Raw genomic sequence first — 14,307 nt, 5'->3', positions numbered from 1 at the left:
GCGGTGTGCTGACGCTGCGCAACCGTACCGTGACCCTTGTTGTTGTTGCTACCTGGCCTGTGGTGCCTGTGGAAAACCCGGGGCGGTGTGGTCGGCGGAATCCGCGGCCGGGCTGAGTGGCCGACTGTAGACCCCGGGGCGTACCTCCCGCCGGTCGGGGAACGTCACCAGCGCCGGTCTCGGCGAAGCGGAGGAATGGGGAGAGAGTTAGAAAGGCGCGGGAGCCGGGCGCTAGACGATTCTTAGGCCCGCATGTACGGCGAGTGCGGGCGCTAGCTCCACGAGTTGATCGGCGCCCGCCCACGCTCCTCGCAGGCCCGCGGCGTCGTCGATCTGCTCGAGTTGAAGTCCCCGCAGGTCCACGTCTTTGAGTCGGCACTCCCGGATCCGCAATTCACCGACGCGGCAGTCGTCAAAAGCCACTCGGTTGAGCGTGGCGGCGGTCAGGTCGAGCGTGTCCACCGTGCAACCGCGTAGGCGCACATCCAGCAGATTGGCCCGCCCCAGCCCCAGGAAGCCGATGTGGCAGTCCTCGACCAGCACGCTGCGCCACTGCGCATCGTGGCATTCGCAGGCTCCGACCCGTGACGACTCCCAGGAGACCTCTCTCCACACCGACCGCTGCGCGTGCAGCTCGGAGGCCGTCAGCCTGTCCACGCGCGACTCCGCCAGGCGGAACTCCTCAAGATGGGCACGATCCGCCCGCACATCCTCCAGGACGCACTCAACCAGTTCCAACCCGCGCAGATCCACCCCGGAGATGTCGACGCCGCTTATCCGGGCTAGGTCAACGTACCCTCCCGCACGCAGGACGACGGCGCCGGCGGACTCAAGGTCCCGCGGTCGGATCGGTTTCGCGCGGGGCGGCCGGGGGAGATGCCTGTCGGACACGGGGCTCAGGCGGCGTCGTCGGCCCGGGACTGCTGGACGTCGGCGCTGAGGTATTCAGTGATGATGGCCTCGCATTCGGCGCGATCGACCGGACGGCACCCCTTCGCCACCCAGCCGGCGATCTTGGCGGGTTCCTCCCGCGCCAGTCGCAGTCCGCGGCGCAGCAGCACATGAATGGGCTTGCGATGCTCGGCCAGGTCCCGGCGCAGCCGGAACCACCAGGTCTGCAGGCGCGGGCGCCGCAGCACGAGCGCGTCGGCGAGCACGCCGGCCTCCCGGCAACGGTCCACGAGCTCCGCGGCGAACACGCCCTCCGCGACGTATGCCGGCAGGGCGTCCACGTCGAGGGTGGTGTAGTCGACGGTGGCGTTGTCCCGGATCGAGTACACGGGCACAGTCGTCGAGCCCGTGGCGCACAGTTCCAGAATCGCCGTCATGGCCCGGTCGGCGTCCCAGGAGGCCGGGTTGTCCCAGTCTATGGCGCTCATGGCCTCGGCCCGACTGACGCCGTCGGCGCCCGAGAACGTGCCGTCCAGCAGGGGCATGCCTGGCTCATCGCCGTCGCGATAGAAGTCGTCCAGTTTGAGGCGGTGTGCGCCGCACCGACGTAGCAGGGAGGTCTTACCGGAGCCGGACGGACCGGCAAGCAGGATCACGCGGGTGCTCACGGAACCCAAGGCTATCCTGCCGGGCCGTCTGGATGGGCATACTGAAGGACAAGGCGAAGGCGACGGCCGCCTGACCGAGGGCGGCTGCCTGAATTCGACACACCCGACGGGCCCGGCGACGGAAGTCGTCGGGCCCGTCATTACTACTGGTCTCGGTGTGTGGCTTGTACCGGCCTCGCTAGCCGGCTCGACCGACCTCGGCACGTAACTTCAACCGATCTCGGTGAAGGGGGTTGGTGAGGGGAGGGGGCCGGTGAGGGCTCAGACGAGCAGGGCGCGCATGCGGGCGCGGGCACCCTCGTGCTTGAGCGCCGCCAGCTCCTCGATGTAGGCGGTGCGGAAGCGCTCGTCGTCGGCCAGGTCGCCGAAGATCTCCCGGTTGCCGATGAAGCCGAGCTCGTCGCCCGCCTCCTGCCTCTCGGCGAAGGGCCGCAGGTCGTCGGCCACCGGGATCGCCTCACCGTTCTCGTCGGTGCCGAGCACCCCCAGCGACCAGGCGGCGCACATGGCCGCGCCCAGGCGGATCGGCCCGCCCGCGGCGAGGTTGTCGCGCACGGTCGGCAGCACGAACTTCGGCATGCCGGAGGGGCCGAACTGCGCCAGCCGCAGCAGCGTGTCCGCGATCGCCTCATTGGTGAAGCGCTCGAAGAGCGTGTCGATGTACTCGTCCAAGTCGATGCCCGGCACCGGCAGCAGCCGCGGCCGCGCCTCGCGCTCCAGGAAGGCACGCACCCAGGCGGCGATGTCGGGGTCGGCGGCGGCCGTGTGCGCGTACTCCATGCCCAGCAGCCGGCCCCAGTGCGCCAGGCCCTGGTGGGAGGCGTTCAGCAGCCGCAGCTTCATCAGCTCATAGGGGACGACGTCGTCGACCATCTGCACCCCGACCTCCTCATAGGGCGGGCGTCCGGCCGGGAAGTCGTCCTCCAGCACCCACTGGGTGAAGGGCTCGGCCACCACCGGCCACGCGTCCTCCACATCCAGTTCGGCGCGCACCTCCTCAATGTCGGCGGGGGTGGTCTGCGGGGTGATGCGGTCGACCATGCAGTTGGGGAAGGCGACGTTGGTGTCGATCCAGTCGGCCAGTTCCGGGTCGGACAGACGCGCCTGAGAGACGACGGCCGTGCGAGCGATCTTCCCGTTGCCGGGCAGGTTGTCACAGCTCATCACGGTGAAGGGGGCGGTGCCGGCCTCGCGGCGCAGCCGCAGGGCCTCCACGATGTAGCCGAAGGAGGTCTCCGGCTCGTGGGGGTTGGTGGCATCGTGGGCGGCGCCGGGCGTGTCGGCCCGGAAGGCGCCGGTGGCGTCGTCGATGTTGTAGCCGCCCTCGGTGACGGTCAGGGAGACGATGCGCGTGGTGGGGGCCGTCATCACCTCCAGCACACCGGCGCGGTCCTCGGGGGCGAAGCGGTAGTCGCAGATGGAGCCGATGATCGCGGGCTCGTGGTGACCGTCGGGGTGCTTGAGAGTCAGGCTGTACAGGAAGTCCTGCCTCGTCAGGGCGTCGCGCATGCGGGCGTCCTGGGGCAGCAGGCCCACTCCGCAGATGCCCCAGTCCCGGGCCTTGCCCTCGCGCATGAGCCGGTCGAGGTACATGGCCTGGTGGGCGCGGTGGAAGCCGCCCACACCCATGTGGACGATGCCGGTGGTAATGGCGGAGCGGTCGTAGCTGGGGGCGAGCGGAGAGGCGGCGAGCGTGGTGGTCATGGTGTTGACATCCTTGTCTTGAGTCGGGTTCAGCGGTGTGGAAGTGGGTGGGGTTTGCGGGCGGCGTCGGGCCGGGGTGCCGTGTGCGCCCCGCGTGGGTGACGCCGGCCTCGCTGGTGTGGGATCAGGCGGTGACCGCCTCCTTTTGCTCGTCTTGCTCGTCGGCGTCCTCATCACTGAAGGTTTCGAGGATGCGAGCGTTGCCGGGCAGCTTCAGGGCGAAGCACAGGAAGAAGGAGATGACGTAGATGCCGGCCAGCGCCATGGCCACCCACAGGTAGCCGGAGGCGGTGGTCTCGTCGCCCATCAGCAGGGTGACGATGGCCGGGCCCACGAAGGCGCCCAGGCCTGCGCCCAGGTTCAGGATCGCCAGCGCGTTGCCGGTCTCGCCGTGGGCGTGGGCGGTGATCAGCGGCGTGGTGGGCACGTGTGCGCTGAGCCCGATGCCGACGGCGGAGGTGCCCAGGGCGATGAGGAAGAAGTTCGGTCCGGCGACAATCGGGATCAGGTAGATGTACGCCAGCGCCGCGGCCGTAATCGGGGTGGCGAACCACTGCAGGGTGTTGCGCCAGCCGAGCTTGTCGCCGATCACGCCCCAGAAGACGTCGCCGAGGATGGCCACGAAGCCGAAGATGGAGAACTCCAGGATCGCCTGGGACTCGGGCATGCCGTAGACCTTGTGCAGATAGACCACGTAGTAGGCCTGCATGCCGTACTGGCCGGACAGGTTGATGACCTTCACGATGCCACCTATGGAGACCTTCGGGTAGCGCCACAGCACGGAGACGGCGGAGCCGACGGACTCGGCCACCGACTTGCCGCGGGTCTGCGCCGAGGAGGGGTGCAGCCGCAGGAACAGCATGCCGATAGTGCCGCCGACCGCCGCCAGCACCCAGCCGAGCCACAGGGTGGCGATGTGGCCGATGTGCGGCAGCAGCAGGCTGGACAGGTAGGAGCCGAGCAGCTGCATGCCCAGGCTGAAGGCGAACCAGAACCAGCCCGAGACCGAAGACTGGCGCGCGGGTGGGGTCACCATCATGGTCCAGGTGAGGAACCCGTAGGCGAACATGGGGTAGCCGAAGCCGCGGAACCCATAGAACAGCAGCAGCAGCGGTAGGTTGTGGCTGGGAAGCCCGACGGCGATGAACAGTGCGTCGAACACCAGGAATGACACCAGGCCGATCAGCATCACCCGGCGGCAGCCGATCGCGTCGCACAGGGCGCCGGAGAGGAAGGCCGCGATGGCCACGACCACCCCATAGGAGGTGACGATCATCGACGCCTGGGAGACGGTGAAACCCACGGCCTCACTGGACAGGTAGTTGGTGATCCAGACGGCCTCAATGCCGTCGCCGATCACGAAGATGATGACCGCCAAGAACCCCGTGGCGAGGTTGGTGGGGAATCCGGTTTTCTGTATGGCTGCTATGAACCTGTTGGAGCTGGGCATCGTTGCTCGATCACCTTTGGTCGCTGGTCAGGGCCGGCGTCCTTCGCCGGTGAACCCAGTCTGCGGTCCCCGAGTGACCGTCTTGCTGACCGGTTGACCGCCCGCGGGCGACCGATATCGACCGCCATCGGCCTTGGAATGGTGCGGTCGCAGGTGACCGGTTGGGGTGGTTGGTGACCGGTTAGGGCCGGAGGCGTGACCGCTTCGGCACCCGGTCCGCCGGCTGCGCGCTTGGGTACGGCCGGGCCCGGCCGGCGGGCCCGCCCGCGTCGCGCACTCAGACCCGCTCGACCTGTGGGCCCAGGCCGCCGAGCCTGCGCGCCGTCGTGGAGCGCAGCTCCCGGCCGGTGATGATGCGCTCCAGGGACCGCACATGGCCGAAGCGCACGAAGGTGGAATGCCCGAACTTGGTGTGGTTGCCGACGAATATCGCGCGGCGGGCAACGGCGAGCGCCGTCTCCTTGACCGCGGCGACCGCCGGGTCCGGGGTGGTCAGCCAGCCGTCGTCGGTCACCCCGTTGGCGCCGATGAAAGCGAGGTCCGGCTCCATACGCTCCAGCATGGTGGTGGCCCAGTGATCGACGGCGCCCAGGGTTTTCGGCCGCACCCGGCCGCCGACGGCGATCACGGTGTAGCGCGGCCGCTCGGCCAACTCGATCGCCGTTGGCAGGGAGGTGGTCACCACGGTGAGCGGACGGTCGGCGGGCAGGACGCGCCCCACCAGTAGCGGCTGGTTGCCCTCGTCGAGGAAGACCGTCTCCGCGTCGCCCAGGCACGCGGCGGCAGCCCGGGCGATGCGGTCCTTCTCGGCGACGTTGTGGCTGGAGCGGAACGCCTGCGTGGTCTCGTAGGCGGCGGACTCGGCGGCCGTGACCCGGCCGTAGGAGCGGATGATGCGACCGCTCTCCTCCAGCTGACGCAGGTCGCGGCGGATGGTCTCCACGGACACGCCGAACCGCTCCGGCAGGGCGGCCACCTCCGTTTCCCCGCGCTCACGCAGGTAGCGGATGAGCGCCTCCCGGCGCGACCGGGCCGAGCCGGGAGGTCGGGACTCCGGAGAAATGGGGGATGCCATGACTCGACCGTAGCCCGCACGGTGCGCGTCGGACCTCAGTGGGCGATGACCACGCCCAGGTTGCGCGGGCCGTGCACGCCGTTGACGCGCACCAGCTCAATGTCGGAGGTCGCCGAGGGGCCGGCGATCCAGGTCATCGGGCGGGTGGGGTGCCGGCCGAGCACGTCGACGGCCTGCGGCACGGTCGGCATGATCATCTCGCGCTCCAGCACGATCACGTGCTTGTCCGGCACGAGGGTGATGGCGCGCCGGCCCTGATCGGGTTCTCCGTCCAGGCAGATCGTCCCGGACAGAGACACGCCCACCCGGGAGCAAGTGACGACGGCGTCGATCTCGTTGAGTTCGAGCGTGGGGATCTGCTGCTCGCGGGAGTCCTCCACCACTTTGCGTCCGTTGCGGGCGGCCGCCTCCTTGTACGCGGCGGGCAGCCCGGCGGGGACGACGACGGTCCTCGCCTCTCCGAGCAGCTCGTCAATGCCGTCCAGGATGGCGGCATCCTTCGGGGCCCGTACCACCGTCGCGGAGTAGTCCTCGAGCTTCTCGACCATGTCCGCCACCACCGGCTCCGAGCCGGGGGCGTCGGCGCCGACACGAATGTAATCACGCGGGATCTCACGCACCGGGCGGCCCTGCTGAGAGCGGGAGATGGCCTCACGGGCGCGGGCGAGAATGGCGGTCTTGGCATCCATCAGCGGTTCTCCTCGGTGGCGGCGGGCTGGGCGGCGTCAACGGCGTCGGTGGCCGGGCGGGCCGGGGTGACGCCGTCGGGGTGGGTGCGCTTCCACCAGTGCCGCAACGACTCCTTGGGGGCGATCGGCAGGTCGCGCGAGCGCGTCCACAGGGAGGCGGGGAAGGGCAGGGCACCGATGCGCCCGTCGTGCCCGATCAACCGGGTGGCCTTGACCCCCTCGGTGGCCGCCAGCCAGGCCTTGCCGTTGGACATGATCGGGGCGGTGGCGTTCATGGCCACGTCCCACATATCCGGTACCAGGCGGCGCTTGACGTCCACGCTGCGGGCCCGCAGGTGAATCAGGATGGTGGGGATGTCGATCTTGACCGGGCACACCTCCCCGCAGGCCCCGCACAGGGAGGAGGCGAAGGGCAGGGTGTGGACCGGATCGTCGTCGTCGAGCCCCTGCGTGAGCTGGGGGGTGAGGATCGAGCCGATCGGACCGGGGTAGACCGATCCGTAGGCGTGCCCGCCGGTGTGCTGGTAGACGGGGCAGATGTTCATGCACGAGCCGCAGCGGATGCAGGCCAGGGCCTGCCGACCGATCGGGTCGGTGAGCACCTTGGTACGGCCGTTGTCCATGAGGATCAGGTGGAACTCTTGCGGGCCGTCGCCGGGAGTGACGCCCGTCCACATGGAGGTGTAGGGGTTCATGCGCTCGCCGGTCGCGGAGCGGGGCAGCAGCTGGGTGAAGATCTCCACGTCCTGGAAGCGGGGGACCAGTTTCTCAATGCCCATCAGCGTGATCAGCGTGTCCGGCAGGGTCAGGCACATGCGGCCGTTGCCCTCGGACTCGAAGATGGAGACGGTGCCGGTCTCGGCCACGCCCATGTTGGTGCCGGAGACGGCCACCTTGGCGTGCAGGAACTTGCGGCGCAGGTGTGCACGGGCGGCCGCGGTCAGCTCCTGCGGGTTGTCCGAGAGGTTCTCGGGGGCGTCGCCCATGCGGTCCAGGAAGATGCCGCGCACCTCGGAGCGGTTGCGGTGGATGGCCGGAACCACGATGTGGGAGGGCATGTCGTCGGCGAGCTGGACGATCATCTCGGCCAGGTCGGTCTCGTGCGCGGTGATGCCCTCGTCCGCCAGGTACTCGTTGAGGTTGGTCTCCTGGGTGGCCATCGACTTGATCTTGACGACGTCGTCCACGCCCTTGGACTTGATGATGTCGGCGACGATCCGGTTGGCCTCGGCGGCGTCGCGGGCCCAGTGGACGATGCCGCCGTTGGCGGTCACATTGGCCTCGAACTGCTCCAACAGTTCCGGTAGGCGGGAGGCGACCTCGAACTTGACGGCCTCCGCCGCGTTGCGCAGGTCCTCCCAGTCGGGCATCTCGTCCACGCGCATTTGCCGCTTGTTGCGGATAGTGCGGGTGGCGTGGCCCAGGTTGCGGCGCATCTGGGTGTTGGCGAGGGTCTTGTGGGCGCCCTCGGGGAAGGTGTGGCCCCAGCGCAGCGTGTCCTGCGGGACCGCGACATTGGTGCGCCAGCCACCGGTGTGGGGCTGCTCGTCGGGGGCGGAGGCGGGCATGCCTAGAAATGTCTGGGTCATTACAGTCGCACCTGATCCTTGCTGGGCTGGAAGGAGACGTGGCCCTCGAACGGGGCTTCCTTGGTGGAGGCGAGAATCTCCGCCAGGTGCATTACGCGCACGCCGGAGTTGACGCGGGACAGGGCCCCGCCGATGTTCATGAGGCAGGAGTAGTCGCCGGTGCACAGCACCTCGGCGCCGGTGGACATGACGTTGGCGGCCTTGTCCGCGACCATGGCGGTGGAGGTGTCGGAGTTCTTGATGGAGAAGGTGCCGCCGAAGCCGCAGCACACCTTCTCATCGGGAAGCTCGATGAGGGTCAGGCCCTCGACGGCCCGCAGCAGCCGGTAGGGGCGGTCGCCGACGTGCGCCACCCGCATGGAGTGGCAGGTGGGGTGGTAGGTGACCGTGTGCGGGAAGTAGGCGCCCACGTCCTCCAGGCCGAGTACGTCGACGAGGAACTCGGAGATGTCGTAGGTGTACTTGCTCAGCGCATCCACGCGCTTGACCAGGGCGGCGTCGCCCACGTGCTCGGCCACGAGCCGCTGTTCGTGCCGGGCGGCGCCCGCGCAGGACCCGGAGGGCACGACGACGGCGTCCCACTCCCCGTCCAGGACCGGCTCGAAGGTCTTGACGTGGTTCTCCACGATGGAGGCGGCCTGCTTGAAGTAACCGGTGTTGGCATGCATCTGGCCGCAGCAGGCCTGCCCCTGGGGGAAGACCACCTCGTGGCCGAGGCGCTCGAGAATACTGACGGTGGCCTGTGCGGCCTGAGGGAACATCGTGTCTGCCAGACACGTGGCGAATAGTGCGACGCGCACGGTGTGAGGTCCTTTCCTCCACGAAATGCATTGGCGTAACCGTGACCAGGTTAGGACGGCGTCGGGGCCGTCTCCACCGGTCGGCGCGAGCACCTTCAAGCTCCCTGGGCGAGGCCTGAAATCTCGCGGAAAAGTGGGCGCGGTTCGGACTGGCGAGTGGCCGCGCGGGTGCCGCAGCGGACACGTTTTGGATCACATTCCGCAAGTCCGGTCTTCGGTTTTCCTCACCTGTTGCCGTGTGCGGCCGACGATGTCGTTGGCTGACTCTTCCGGTTCGAGGGTGCGGGTGTGGGGTCTGGGTGGTGCCCGGGGTGTGCGGCTGTTTGCGGTTGGCCGCCTGGCGCCGACGCTTCGGCATTTCCGACGACGCTTCGGCACTTGGCGTCAGCGCTTCGTACCCTTCGGTGACGGTTCGTACCCTGGAGTGCCGAACCGTCACCGGAGGGTACGAACCGTCCACCGGAAGGTACGAACCGTCGCCCCGCCGCTTAAGGGACCCCTACGGGAATTGCCACCCTACGAGCCTTGCCCCCTTGAACCTGGTGTTACGCCGTCAGGAGTAGTGCCCGGTGCCGACCATGACGACGAGGTTGCACTCGGTGGACAGTGCTAGCTCATCCACGGTGAACCGCTCCGACCCTCCCTCGAGGTCGGCGTTCTCGGTGTCGAGAATCTGGTTCGCGTCGGACTCCGGGACGGTGACGAAGGTGCAGTCCTGGGGAACGTATTGGTGCAGGTCGGGGTAGATCGGCGACAGCAAGTCGGGCGTGGTAGTCGCGGCATCACCCAGTGCCCGCGGTGATCGTCACGCAGGCATGTAGGCGCCCAGCCAGCCCTGGGAGGCGGCCAGTACCAGGCAGCACAACACCAGCAGCAGCCCGATGGAGTAGGGGGCGGCCTTCTTGAGGATCTCCGCGTCGGTGCCGGGGGCGTCCACGGCCGTGGTGACCACCGCCAGGTTCTGCGGGGAGACGATCTTGCCCAGGCCGCCGCCAATGGTGTTGGCGGCCAGCAGAATGCGCGGGTCCAGGTGGGCCTGTGCGGCGGCGGTGGCCTGCAGGTTGGCGAACAGCGCGCCGGCGCTGGTGGCCGAGCCCGCCACCGCCGTGCCGACCCAGCCCAGCACGGGGGACAGGAAGGCGAAGGCCGCGCCGGTGGTGGCCAGGGCGGCGCCCACGGCCGTGGTCTGGCCGGAGAAGTTCATGACGTAGGCCAGGGCCATCACGGAGGCGATGGTCAGGATGGACATGCGCAGCGTGTAGATCGTGCGCGGCAGCACCGCGAACATGGCGCCGATGGAGGTCTGGAAGCGTCCGCCCGAGGAACGGGTGCCGTAGACGATGCACACGATCACCGCAGTGAGCAGGATCCAGGTGCCCGGGTTGGACAGCGTCTGCAGGTTGTAGACCGCGGAACTGGAGGCCTCGCCGTCGGCGGTGAGCAGGTTGCCGTACACGCCCGGCCAGGGGATCTTGATATCGGTGCCGGACAGGACGGCGGACAGATCCACGCCGAGCTTCCACAGCTTGGTGATGGCGATGATGACCACCACGAGCACGTAGGGCAGCAGCGCCAGGATGACGCGCTCGCGGTCGGGCTTGTCGGCGCCGTCGATCTCCGAGTGGTACTCATCGGGTGTACGCGGCGTCCAGGCCAGCAGGAACAGGTAGCAGGCGGCGAAGGCGAGCAGTGCGCCCACCACCGAGGTCAGTTCGTAGGAGAGGCTGGGGGTGACGAAATGGCCGATGCCGGCCGCGATGCCGGCCACCAGCGCCAGCGGCCACAACTGCCGCACCCCGCGGGCGCCGTCGAGGATGAACAGCAGCAGGAAGGGCACCAGCACGCAGATGAGCGAGGTCAGGTGACCCATGTTCTGGGCGACGGACACCGGGTCCTCGCCGCCCAGGTTCCCGGCGGTGGTTGCCGGGATGGACATGGCACCGAAGCCGACGTAGATGCCGTTGCCCACGATGGTGGTGATCGCGGCCTTGAGCTTGGGCACCCCCAGGGTCACCAGCATGGCGGCGGTGATCGCCACGGGCGCGCCGAAACCGGCCAGCCCCTCCAGCAGGCCGCAGAAGCAGAAGGCCACGATCAGGGCCTGGGCGCGCTGGTCGCCCTTGCCGATGGCGTTGAACACGGCCTTCAGGTCCTGGCTGCGGCCGGAGGTCTCGGTGAGGTTGTACAGCCAGACGGCGGCGATGATGATGTAGATGATCGGCACGAAGCCCATGGCCAGGCCCTGCGTGGCCGACAGCGCCGTCATCCCCACCGGCATGTGGAAGGCGGCGACGGCGATCACGGCGGAAAGCGCCAGGGAGATGATCGCGCACCAGTGGGTGGCGACCTTGAAGGCGCCCATGAGCACGAAGAACGCGATCAGTGGCAGGAGGCCGATGATCGCGGTGAGGAAGACATTGCCGCCGACGGCGGTCGTCGAGGGCGTGAAGGCCGTGGCGAGCAGGGATGCTGTAAGTGTCATGAGCTGTTCCGGGCGGGGTGGGCGACGACGGTGTCGAAGTCGGTTGGGATCGTGACGAGGCCGTGCGACGACGGCCACTATTGAATTATCACATCAATTCGCTCTCGTCACATGAGGCTTGGGAAACCTGATTGGGGAACCTGATGCGGCACCGCCCGCAAGGGGCCGGGTTTGCCGGGTAGGCACTGGGGCCCGGCACCATCACGGTGCCGGGCCCCAGCAGATTTCGGTGTGCGGGCGCTCGGGTTGAGGTCGCGTCAGCCGGCTTGGGACTCACGCGGCCCCGACGCCGGCGCTCACTTCACGTCGTCGTCAACCCAGTCGAAGGTGCGGGTGACGGCCTTCTTCCACAGCCGGTAGGTGCGGTCGCGCTCGGCGGCGTCCATGGACGGCGTCCAGCGCTTGCCCTCCTGCCAGTTGGCCACGACGTCCTCGGTGCCGTTCCAGAAGCCCACCGCGATGCCGGCGGCGTAGGCCGCGCCCAGCGCGGTGGTCTCGGCCACCACGGGCTGGATGACGTCGACGCCGCACAGGTCGGCCTGGAACTGCATGACCAGGTCGTCGTTGGTCATGCCGCCGTCGACCTTGAGCTCCTTGAGCGGAACCCCGGCGTCGGCGTTGATCGCGTCGAGCAGCTCGGCGGACTGGAAGGCGGTGGACTCCTCCACGGCGCGGGCGATGTGTCCCTTGGTGGCGTAGCGGGTCAGACCCACGATCACGCCGCGGGCGTCGTCGCGCCAGTAGGGAGCGAACAGGCCGGAGAAGGCGGGCACGAAGTACACCCCGCCGTTGTCCTCCACGGTCTGCGCCAGCGCCTGGATGTCGCTCGACTTCTCGATCATGCCGAGGTTGTCGCGCAGCCACTGCACCAGCGAGCCCGCCACCGCGATGGACCCCTCCAGCGCGTACACCGGCTTGGCGTCGCCGAGCTGATACAGCACCGTGGTCAGCAGGCCGTTCTTCGAGAAGACGGGCTCCTCACCGGTGTTCATCAGCATGAAGCAGCCGGTGCCGTAGGTGTTCTTCGCGGTGCCGACCTCGAAGCAGGCCTGCCCGAAGGTGGCCGCCTGCTGGTCGCCGAGAATGCCGGAGATCGGGGTGTCGATCAGCAGGCCGTTCTTGCGGCCGTAGCCGTAGATCTCGGAGGAGGAGCGGATCTCGGGCAGCATGGACATCGGGATGCCGAAGTCGGCGCAGATGTCCTCGCGCCACTTCAGCGTGCGCACGTCCATCAGCAGCGTGCGGGAGGCGTTGGTGACGTCGGTGACGTGGACGCCGCCGTTGACGCCGCCGGTCAGGTTCCACACGACCCAGGTGTCGGGGGTGCCGAACAGCAGGTCGCCGGCCTCGGCCTTCTCTCGGGCCCCGGGCACGTTGTCCAGGATCCACTTCACCTTGGTGGCCGAGGGGTAGGTGGAGATGTTCTCGCCGGTGATCTGCCGGTAGCGCTCGGTGCCGAGCGGGTCGCCGGCGGCGATCTCGCGGGCGATCGACGCGGTGCGGGTGTCCTGCCAGACGATGGCGTTGTAGATCGGCTCACCGGTGTTCTTGTCCCACACGATGGTGGTCTCGCGCTGGTTGGTGATGCCGACGGCGGCCAGCGAGTGGCGGTTGATCTCCGCCTTCTGCAGGGCCTCGGCGACGACGGCGCGCACCGACTCCCAGATCTCCACCGGGTCGTGCTCGACCCAGCCGGGGTTGGGGAAGATCTGGGTGAATTCCTGCTGGCCGATGGAGACGACCTGGCCGGAGTGATTGAAGACGATCGCGCGGGAGGAGGTGGTGCCCTGGTCGATCGCCAGGACGTACTTCTCGGCCTCGGTTGCTTCGGTCATGAACGAGTCCTTTCAGTTCACTTCATTGTGATTGCGGGCGAGTGTCAGAACAGCCCGGCCATGTTCGGGATCAGCAGACCGGCGACGACGCCGCCGATGAGCGGGCCGACCACCGGCACCCAGGAGTAGGCCCAGTCCGCGGAGCCCTTGCCCGGGATCGGCAGGAACGCGTAGGCGATGCGCGGACCCAGGTCACGGGCGGGGTTGATGGCGTAGCCGGTGGGGCCACCCAGCGACAGGCCGATGGCGACGATCACGAAAGCCACCGCCAGCGGGCCGAGCTCGGAGGGGGACTTGCCGTTGTAGATCACCCAGGAGACCAGGGCGAAGGTGCCGATGGCCTCGGTGACGACGTTCCAGCCGTAGGAGCGGATGCCGGGGCCGGTGGAGAAGCAGCTGAGCTTGACCTCGCCGGGGGCCTGCTCGTCGAAGTGCTTCTTGTAGGCCAGCCAGGCGGCGACAGCGCCGACGATGGCGCCCAGCATCTGGGCGAGGATGTAGATGCAGATGTTGGCGGCGGTGGCAGGGACACCCGCCGCCAGGTCCTTGCCGGCTACGGCCAGGCCGATGGTGACCGCCGGGTTCAGGTGACCGCCGGTGGCGTAGGCGGCGTAGACGCCCATGAAGACCGCCAGGCCCCATCCGAAGGCGATGACGATCCAGCCGGATCCCTGCGCCTTGGACTTGGGGAGATTGACGGCGGCGCAGACGCCGGCACCAAAGAGGATGAGGATGAACGTCCCGAAGAACTCCGATAGGAAGATCTGGGCGAGACTCATGGCCTGCTCACTTTCTGCACGACAGCGTGCTCGATGTGTAGGGCGAGCGGCCTGCCGCCGCCCGCGTTCCACGAAGGATCGGGCGGAGTCGTTGCTGTGCCCGAACACCCTAGAAAGTACTCGACGGCGGACCCCGATTCGGAGCTTCGCACCGCCGGAACGGAAGGTTGGTGAGGTGAAACTCAGTTGCGAAGTCGGCGGATTTGCAAAGAAAAAAGCGGGTTTGTCTGATTGTTACGGGAAATAGGTGCGCGCCGCCGTGTCGCGCGGTGAACGTTTGCGCATTCGGCGTGCACGAGCTCCCGACGCCGTGTAGTCATGAAAACGACAAACAGTTCGGGTGGC

General features: G+C 68.3%; 12 protein-coding genes. All 12 read right to left on the bottom strand.

Annotated elements, in window-relative coordinates; all coding sequences use genetic code 11:
• Positions 1 to 231: 231 nt before the first annotated feature.
• Positions 232 to 738: a pentapeptide repeat-containing protein gene (locus BN1056_RS04510; protein WP_244671501.1), complete on the bottom strand. Its 507-nt coding sequence runs from the start codon at positions 736 to 738 to the stop codon at positions 232 to 234.
• 158 nt (positions 739 to 896) lie between these two features.
• Positions 897 to 1,559 carry an ATP-binding protein gene (locus tag BN1056_RS04505; protein ID WP_210579418.1) on the bottom strand — a complete coding sequence of 221 codons (663 nt, stop codon included), beginning with the start codon at positions 1,557 to 1,559 and terminating at the stop codon, positions 897 to 899.
• A 261-nt stretch (positions 1,560 to 1,820) separates the two neighbouring features.
• Positions 1,821 to 3,263 carry a mannitol dehydrogenase family protein gene (locus BN1056_RS04500; protein WP_210579417.1) on the bottom strand — a complete coding sequence of 481 codons (1,443 nt, stop codon included), beginning with the start codon at positions 3,261 to 3,263 and terminating at the stop codon, positions 1,821 to 1,823.
• A gap of 124 nt (positions 3,264 to 3,387) precedes the next feature.
• Entirely contained in the window at positions 3,388 to 4,713 is a 1,326-nt protein-coding gene (locus tag BN1056_RS04495; protein WP_210579416.1) for an RbtT/DalT/CsbX family MFS transporter, read from the bottom strand.
• 277 nt (positions 4,714 to 4,990) lie between these two features.
• Complete coding sequence (locus BN1056_RS04490) at positions 4,991 to 5,788, bottom strand: DeoR/GlpR family DNA-binding transcription regulator (RefSeq protein WP_210579415.1); 798 nt, start codon at positions 5,786 to 5,788, stop codon at positions 4,991 to 4,993.
• A gap of 35 nt (positions 5,789 to 5,823) precedes the next feature.
• A complete protein-coding gene (locus tag BN1056_RS04485) occupies positions 5,824 to 6,477 on the bottom strand; it encodes a LutC/YkgG family protein (RefSeq protein ID WP_210579414.1) in 654 nt (217 codons plus the stop codon).
• Positions 6,477 to 8,066 carry a LutB/LldF family L-lactate oxidation iron-sulfur protein gene (locus BN1056_RS04480; protein ID WP_210579412.1) on the bottom strand — a complete coding sequence of 530 codons (1,590 nt, stop codon included), beginning with the start codon at positions 8,064 to 8,066 and terminating at the stop codon, positions 6,477 to 6,479. Before BN1056_RS04480 ends, BN1056_RS04485 begins: the two co-directional genes overlap by 1 nt.
• Positions 8,066 to 8,866, bottom strand: coding sequence for a (Fe-S)-binding protein (locus tag BN1056_RS04475; protein ID WP_210579410.1), 801 nt, complete (start codon positions 8,864 to 8,866; stop codon positions 8,066 to 8,068). The genes BN1056_RS04480 and BN1056_RS04475 overlap by 1 nt, the downstream gene beginning before the upstream one ends.
• A 553-nt stretch (positions 8,867 to 9,419) precedes the next feature.
• Positions 9,420 to 9,626: a hypothetical protein gene (locus BN1056_RS04470; protein WP_210579408.1), complete on the bottom strand. Its 207-nt coding sequence runs from the start codon at positions 9,624 to 9,626 to the stop codon at positions 9,420 to 9,422.
• Between the two features lie 45 nt (positions 9,627 to 9,671).
• Complete coding sequence (locus BN1056_RS04465; RefSeq protein ID WP_210579405.1) at positions 9,672 to 11,348, bottom strand: L-lactate permease; 1,677 nt, start codon at positions 11,346 to 11,348, stop codon at positions 9,672 to 9,674.
• A gap of 296 nt (positions 11,349 to 11,644) precedes the next feature.
• The gene (glpK, locus tag BN1056_RS04460) at positions 11,645 to 13,183 is read right to left on the bottom strand and encodes a glycerol kinase GlpK (RefSeq protein WP_210579403.1); all 1,539 of its coding nucleotides are present in this window, start codon (positions 13,181 to 13,183) and stop codon (positions 11,645 to 11,647) included.
• A gap of 44 nt (positions 13,184 to 13,227) precedes the next feature.
• The gene (locus tag BN1056_RS04455) at positions 13,228 to 13,962 is read right to left on the bottom strand and encodes an MIP/aquaporin family protein (protein ID WP_210579401.1); all 735 of its coding nucleotides are present in this window, start codon (positions 13,960 to 13,962) and stop codon (positions 13,228 to 13,230) included.
• Positions 13,963 to 14,307 lie beyond the last annotated feature (345 nt).

Source organism: Actinomyces succiniciruminis (assembly GCF_900002405.1).
Classification (GTDB): domain Bacteria; phylum Actinomycetota; class Actinomycetes; order Actinomycetales; family Actinomycetaceae; genus Actinomyces; species Actinomyces succiniciruminis.
Note: the sequence above shows the minus strand (reverse complement) of the source record. Positions and strands in the feature narration are given on the sequence as shown.

Bases quoted from the DNA above. Each gene is read 5' to 3' on its own strand.
- BN1056_RS04500 (WP_210579417.1), bottom strand. From the start codon at position 3,263: ATGACCACCACGCTCGCCGCCTCTCCGCTCGCCCCCAGCTACGACCGC.
- BN1056_RS04495 (WP_210579416.1), bottom strand. From the start codon at position 4,713: ATGCCCAGCTCCAACAGGTTCATAGCAGCCATACAGAAAACCGGATTC.
- BN1056_RS04490 (WP_210579415.1), bottom strand. From the start codon at position 5,788: ATGGCATCCCCCATTTCTCCGGAGTCCCGACCTCCCGGCTCGGCCCGG.
- BN1056_RS04485 (WP_210579414.1), bottom strand. From the start codon at position 6,477: ATGGATGCCAAGACCGCCATTCTCGCCCGCGCCCGTGAGGCCATCTCC.
- BN1056_RS04480 (WP_210579412.1), bottom strand. From the start codon at position 8,066: ATGACCCAGACATTTCTAGGCATGCCCGCCTCCGCCCCCGACGAGCAG.
- BN1056_RS04465 (WP_210579405.1), bottom strand. From the start codon at position 11,348: ATGACACTTACAGCATCCCTGCTCGCCACGGCCTTCACGCCCTCGACG.
- glpK (WP_210579403.1), bottom strand. From the start codon at position 13,183: ATGACCGAAGCAACCGAGGCCGAGAAGTACGTCCTGGCGATCGACCAG.
- BN1056_RS04455 (WP_210579401.1), bottom strand. From the start codon at position 13,962: ATGAGTCTCGCCCAGATCTTCCTATCGGAGTTCTTCGGGACGTTCATC.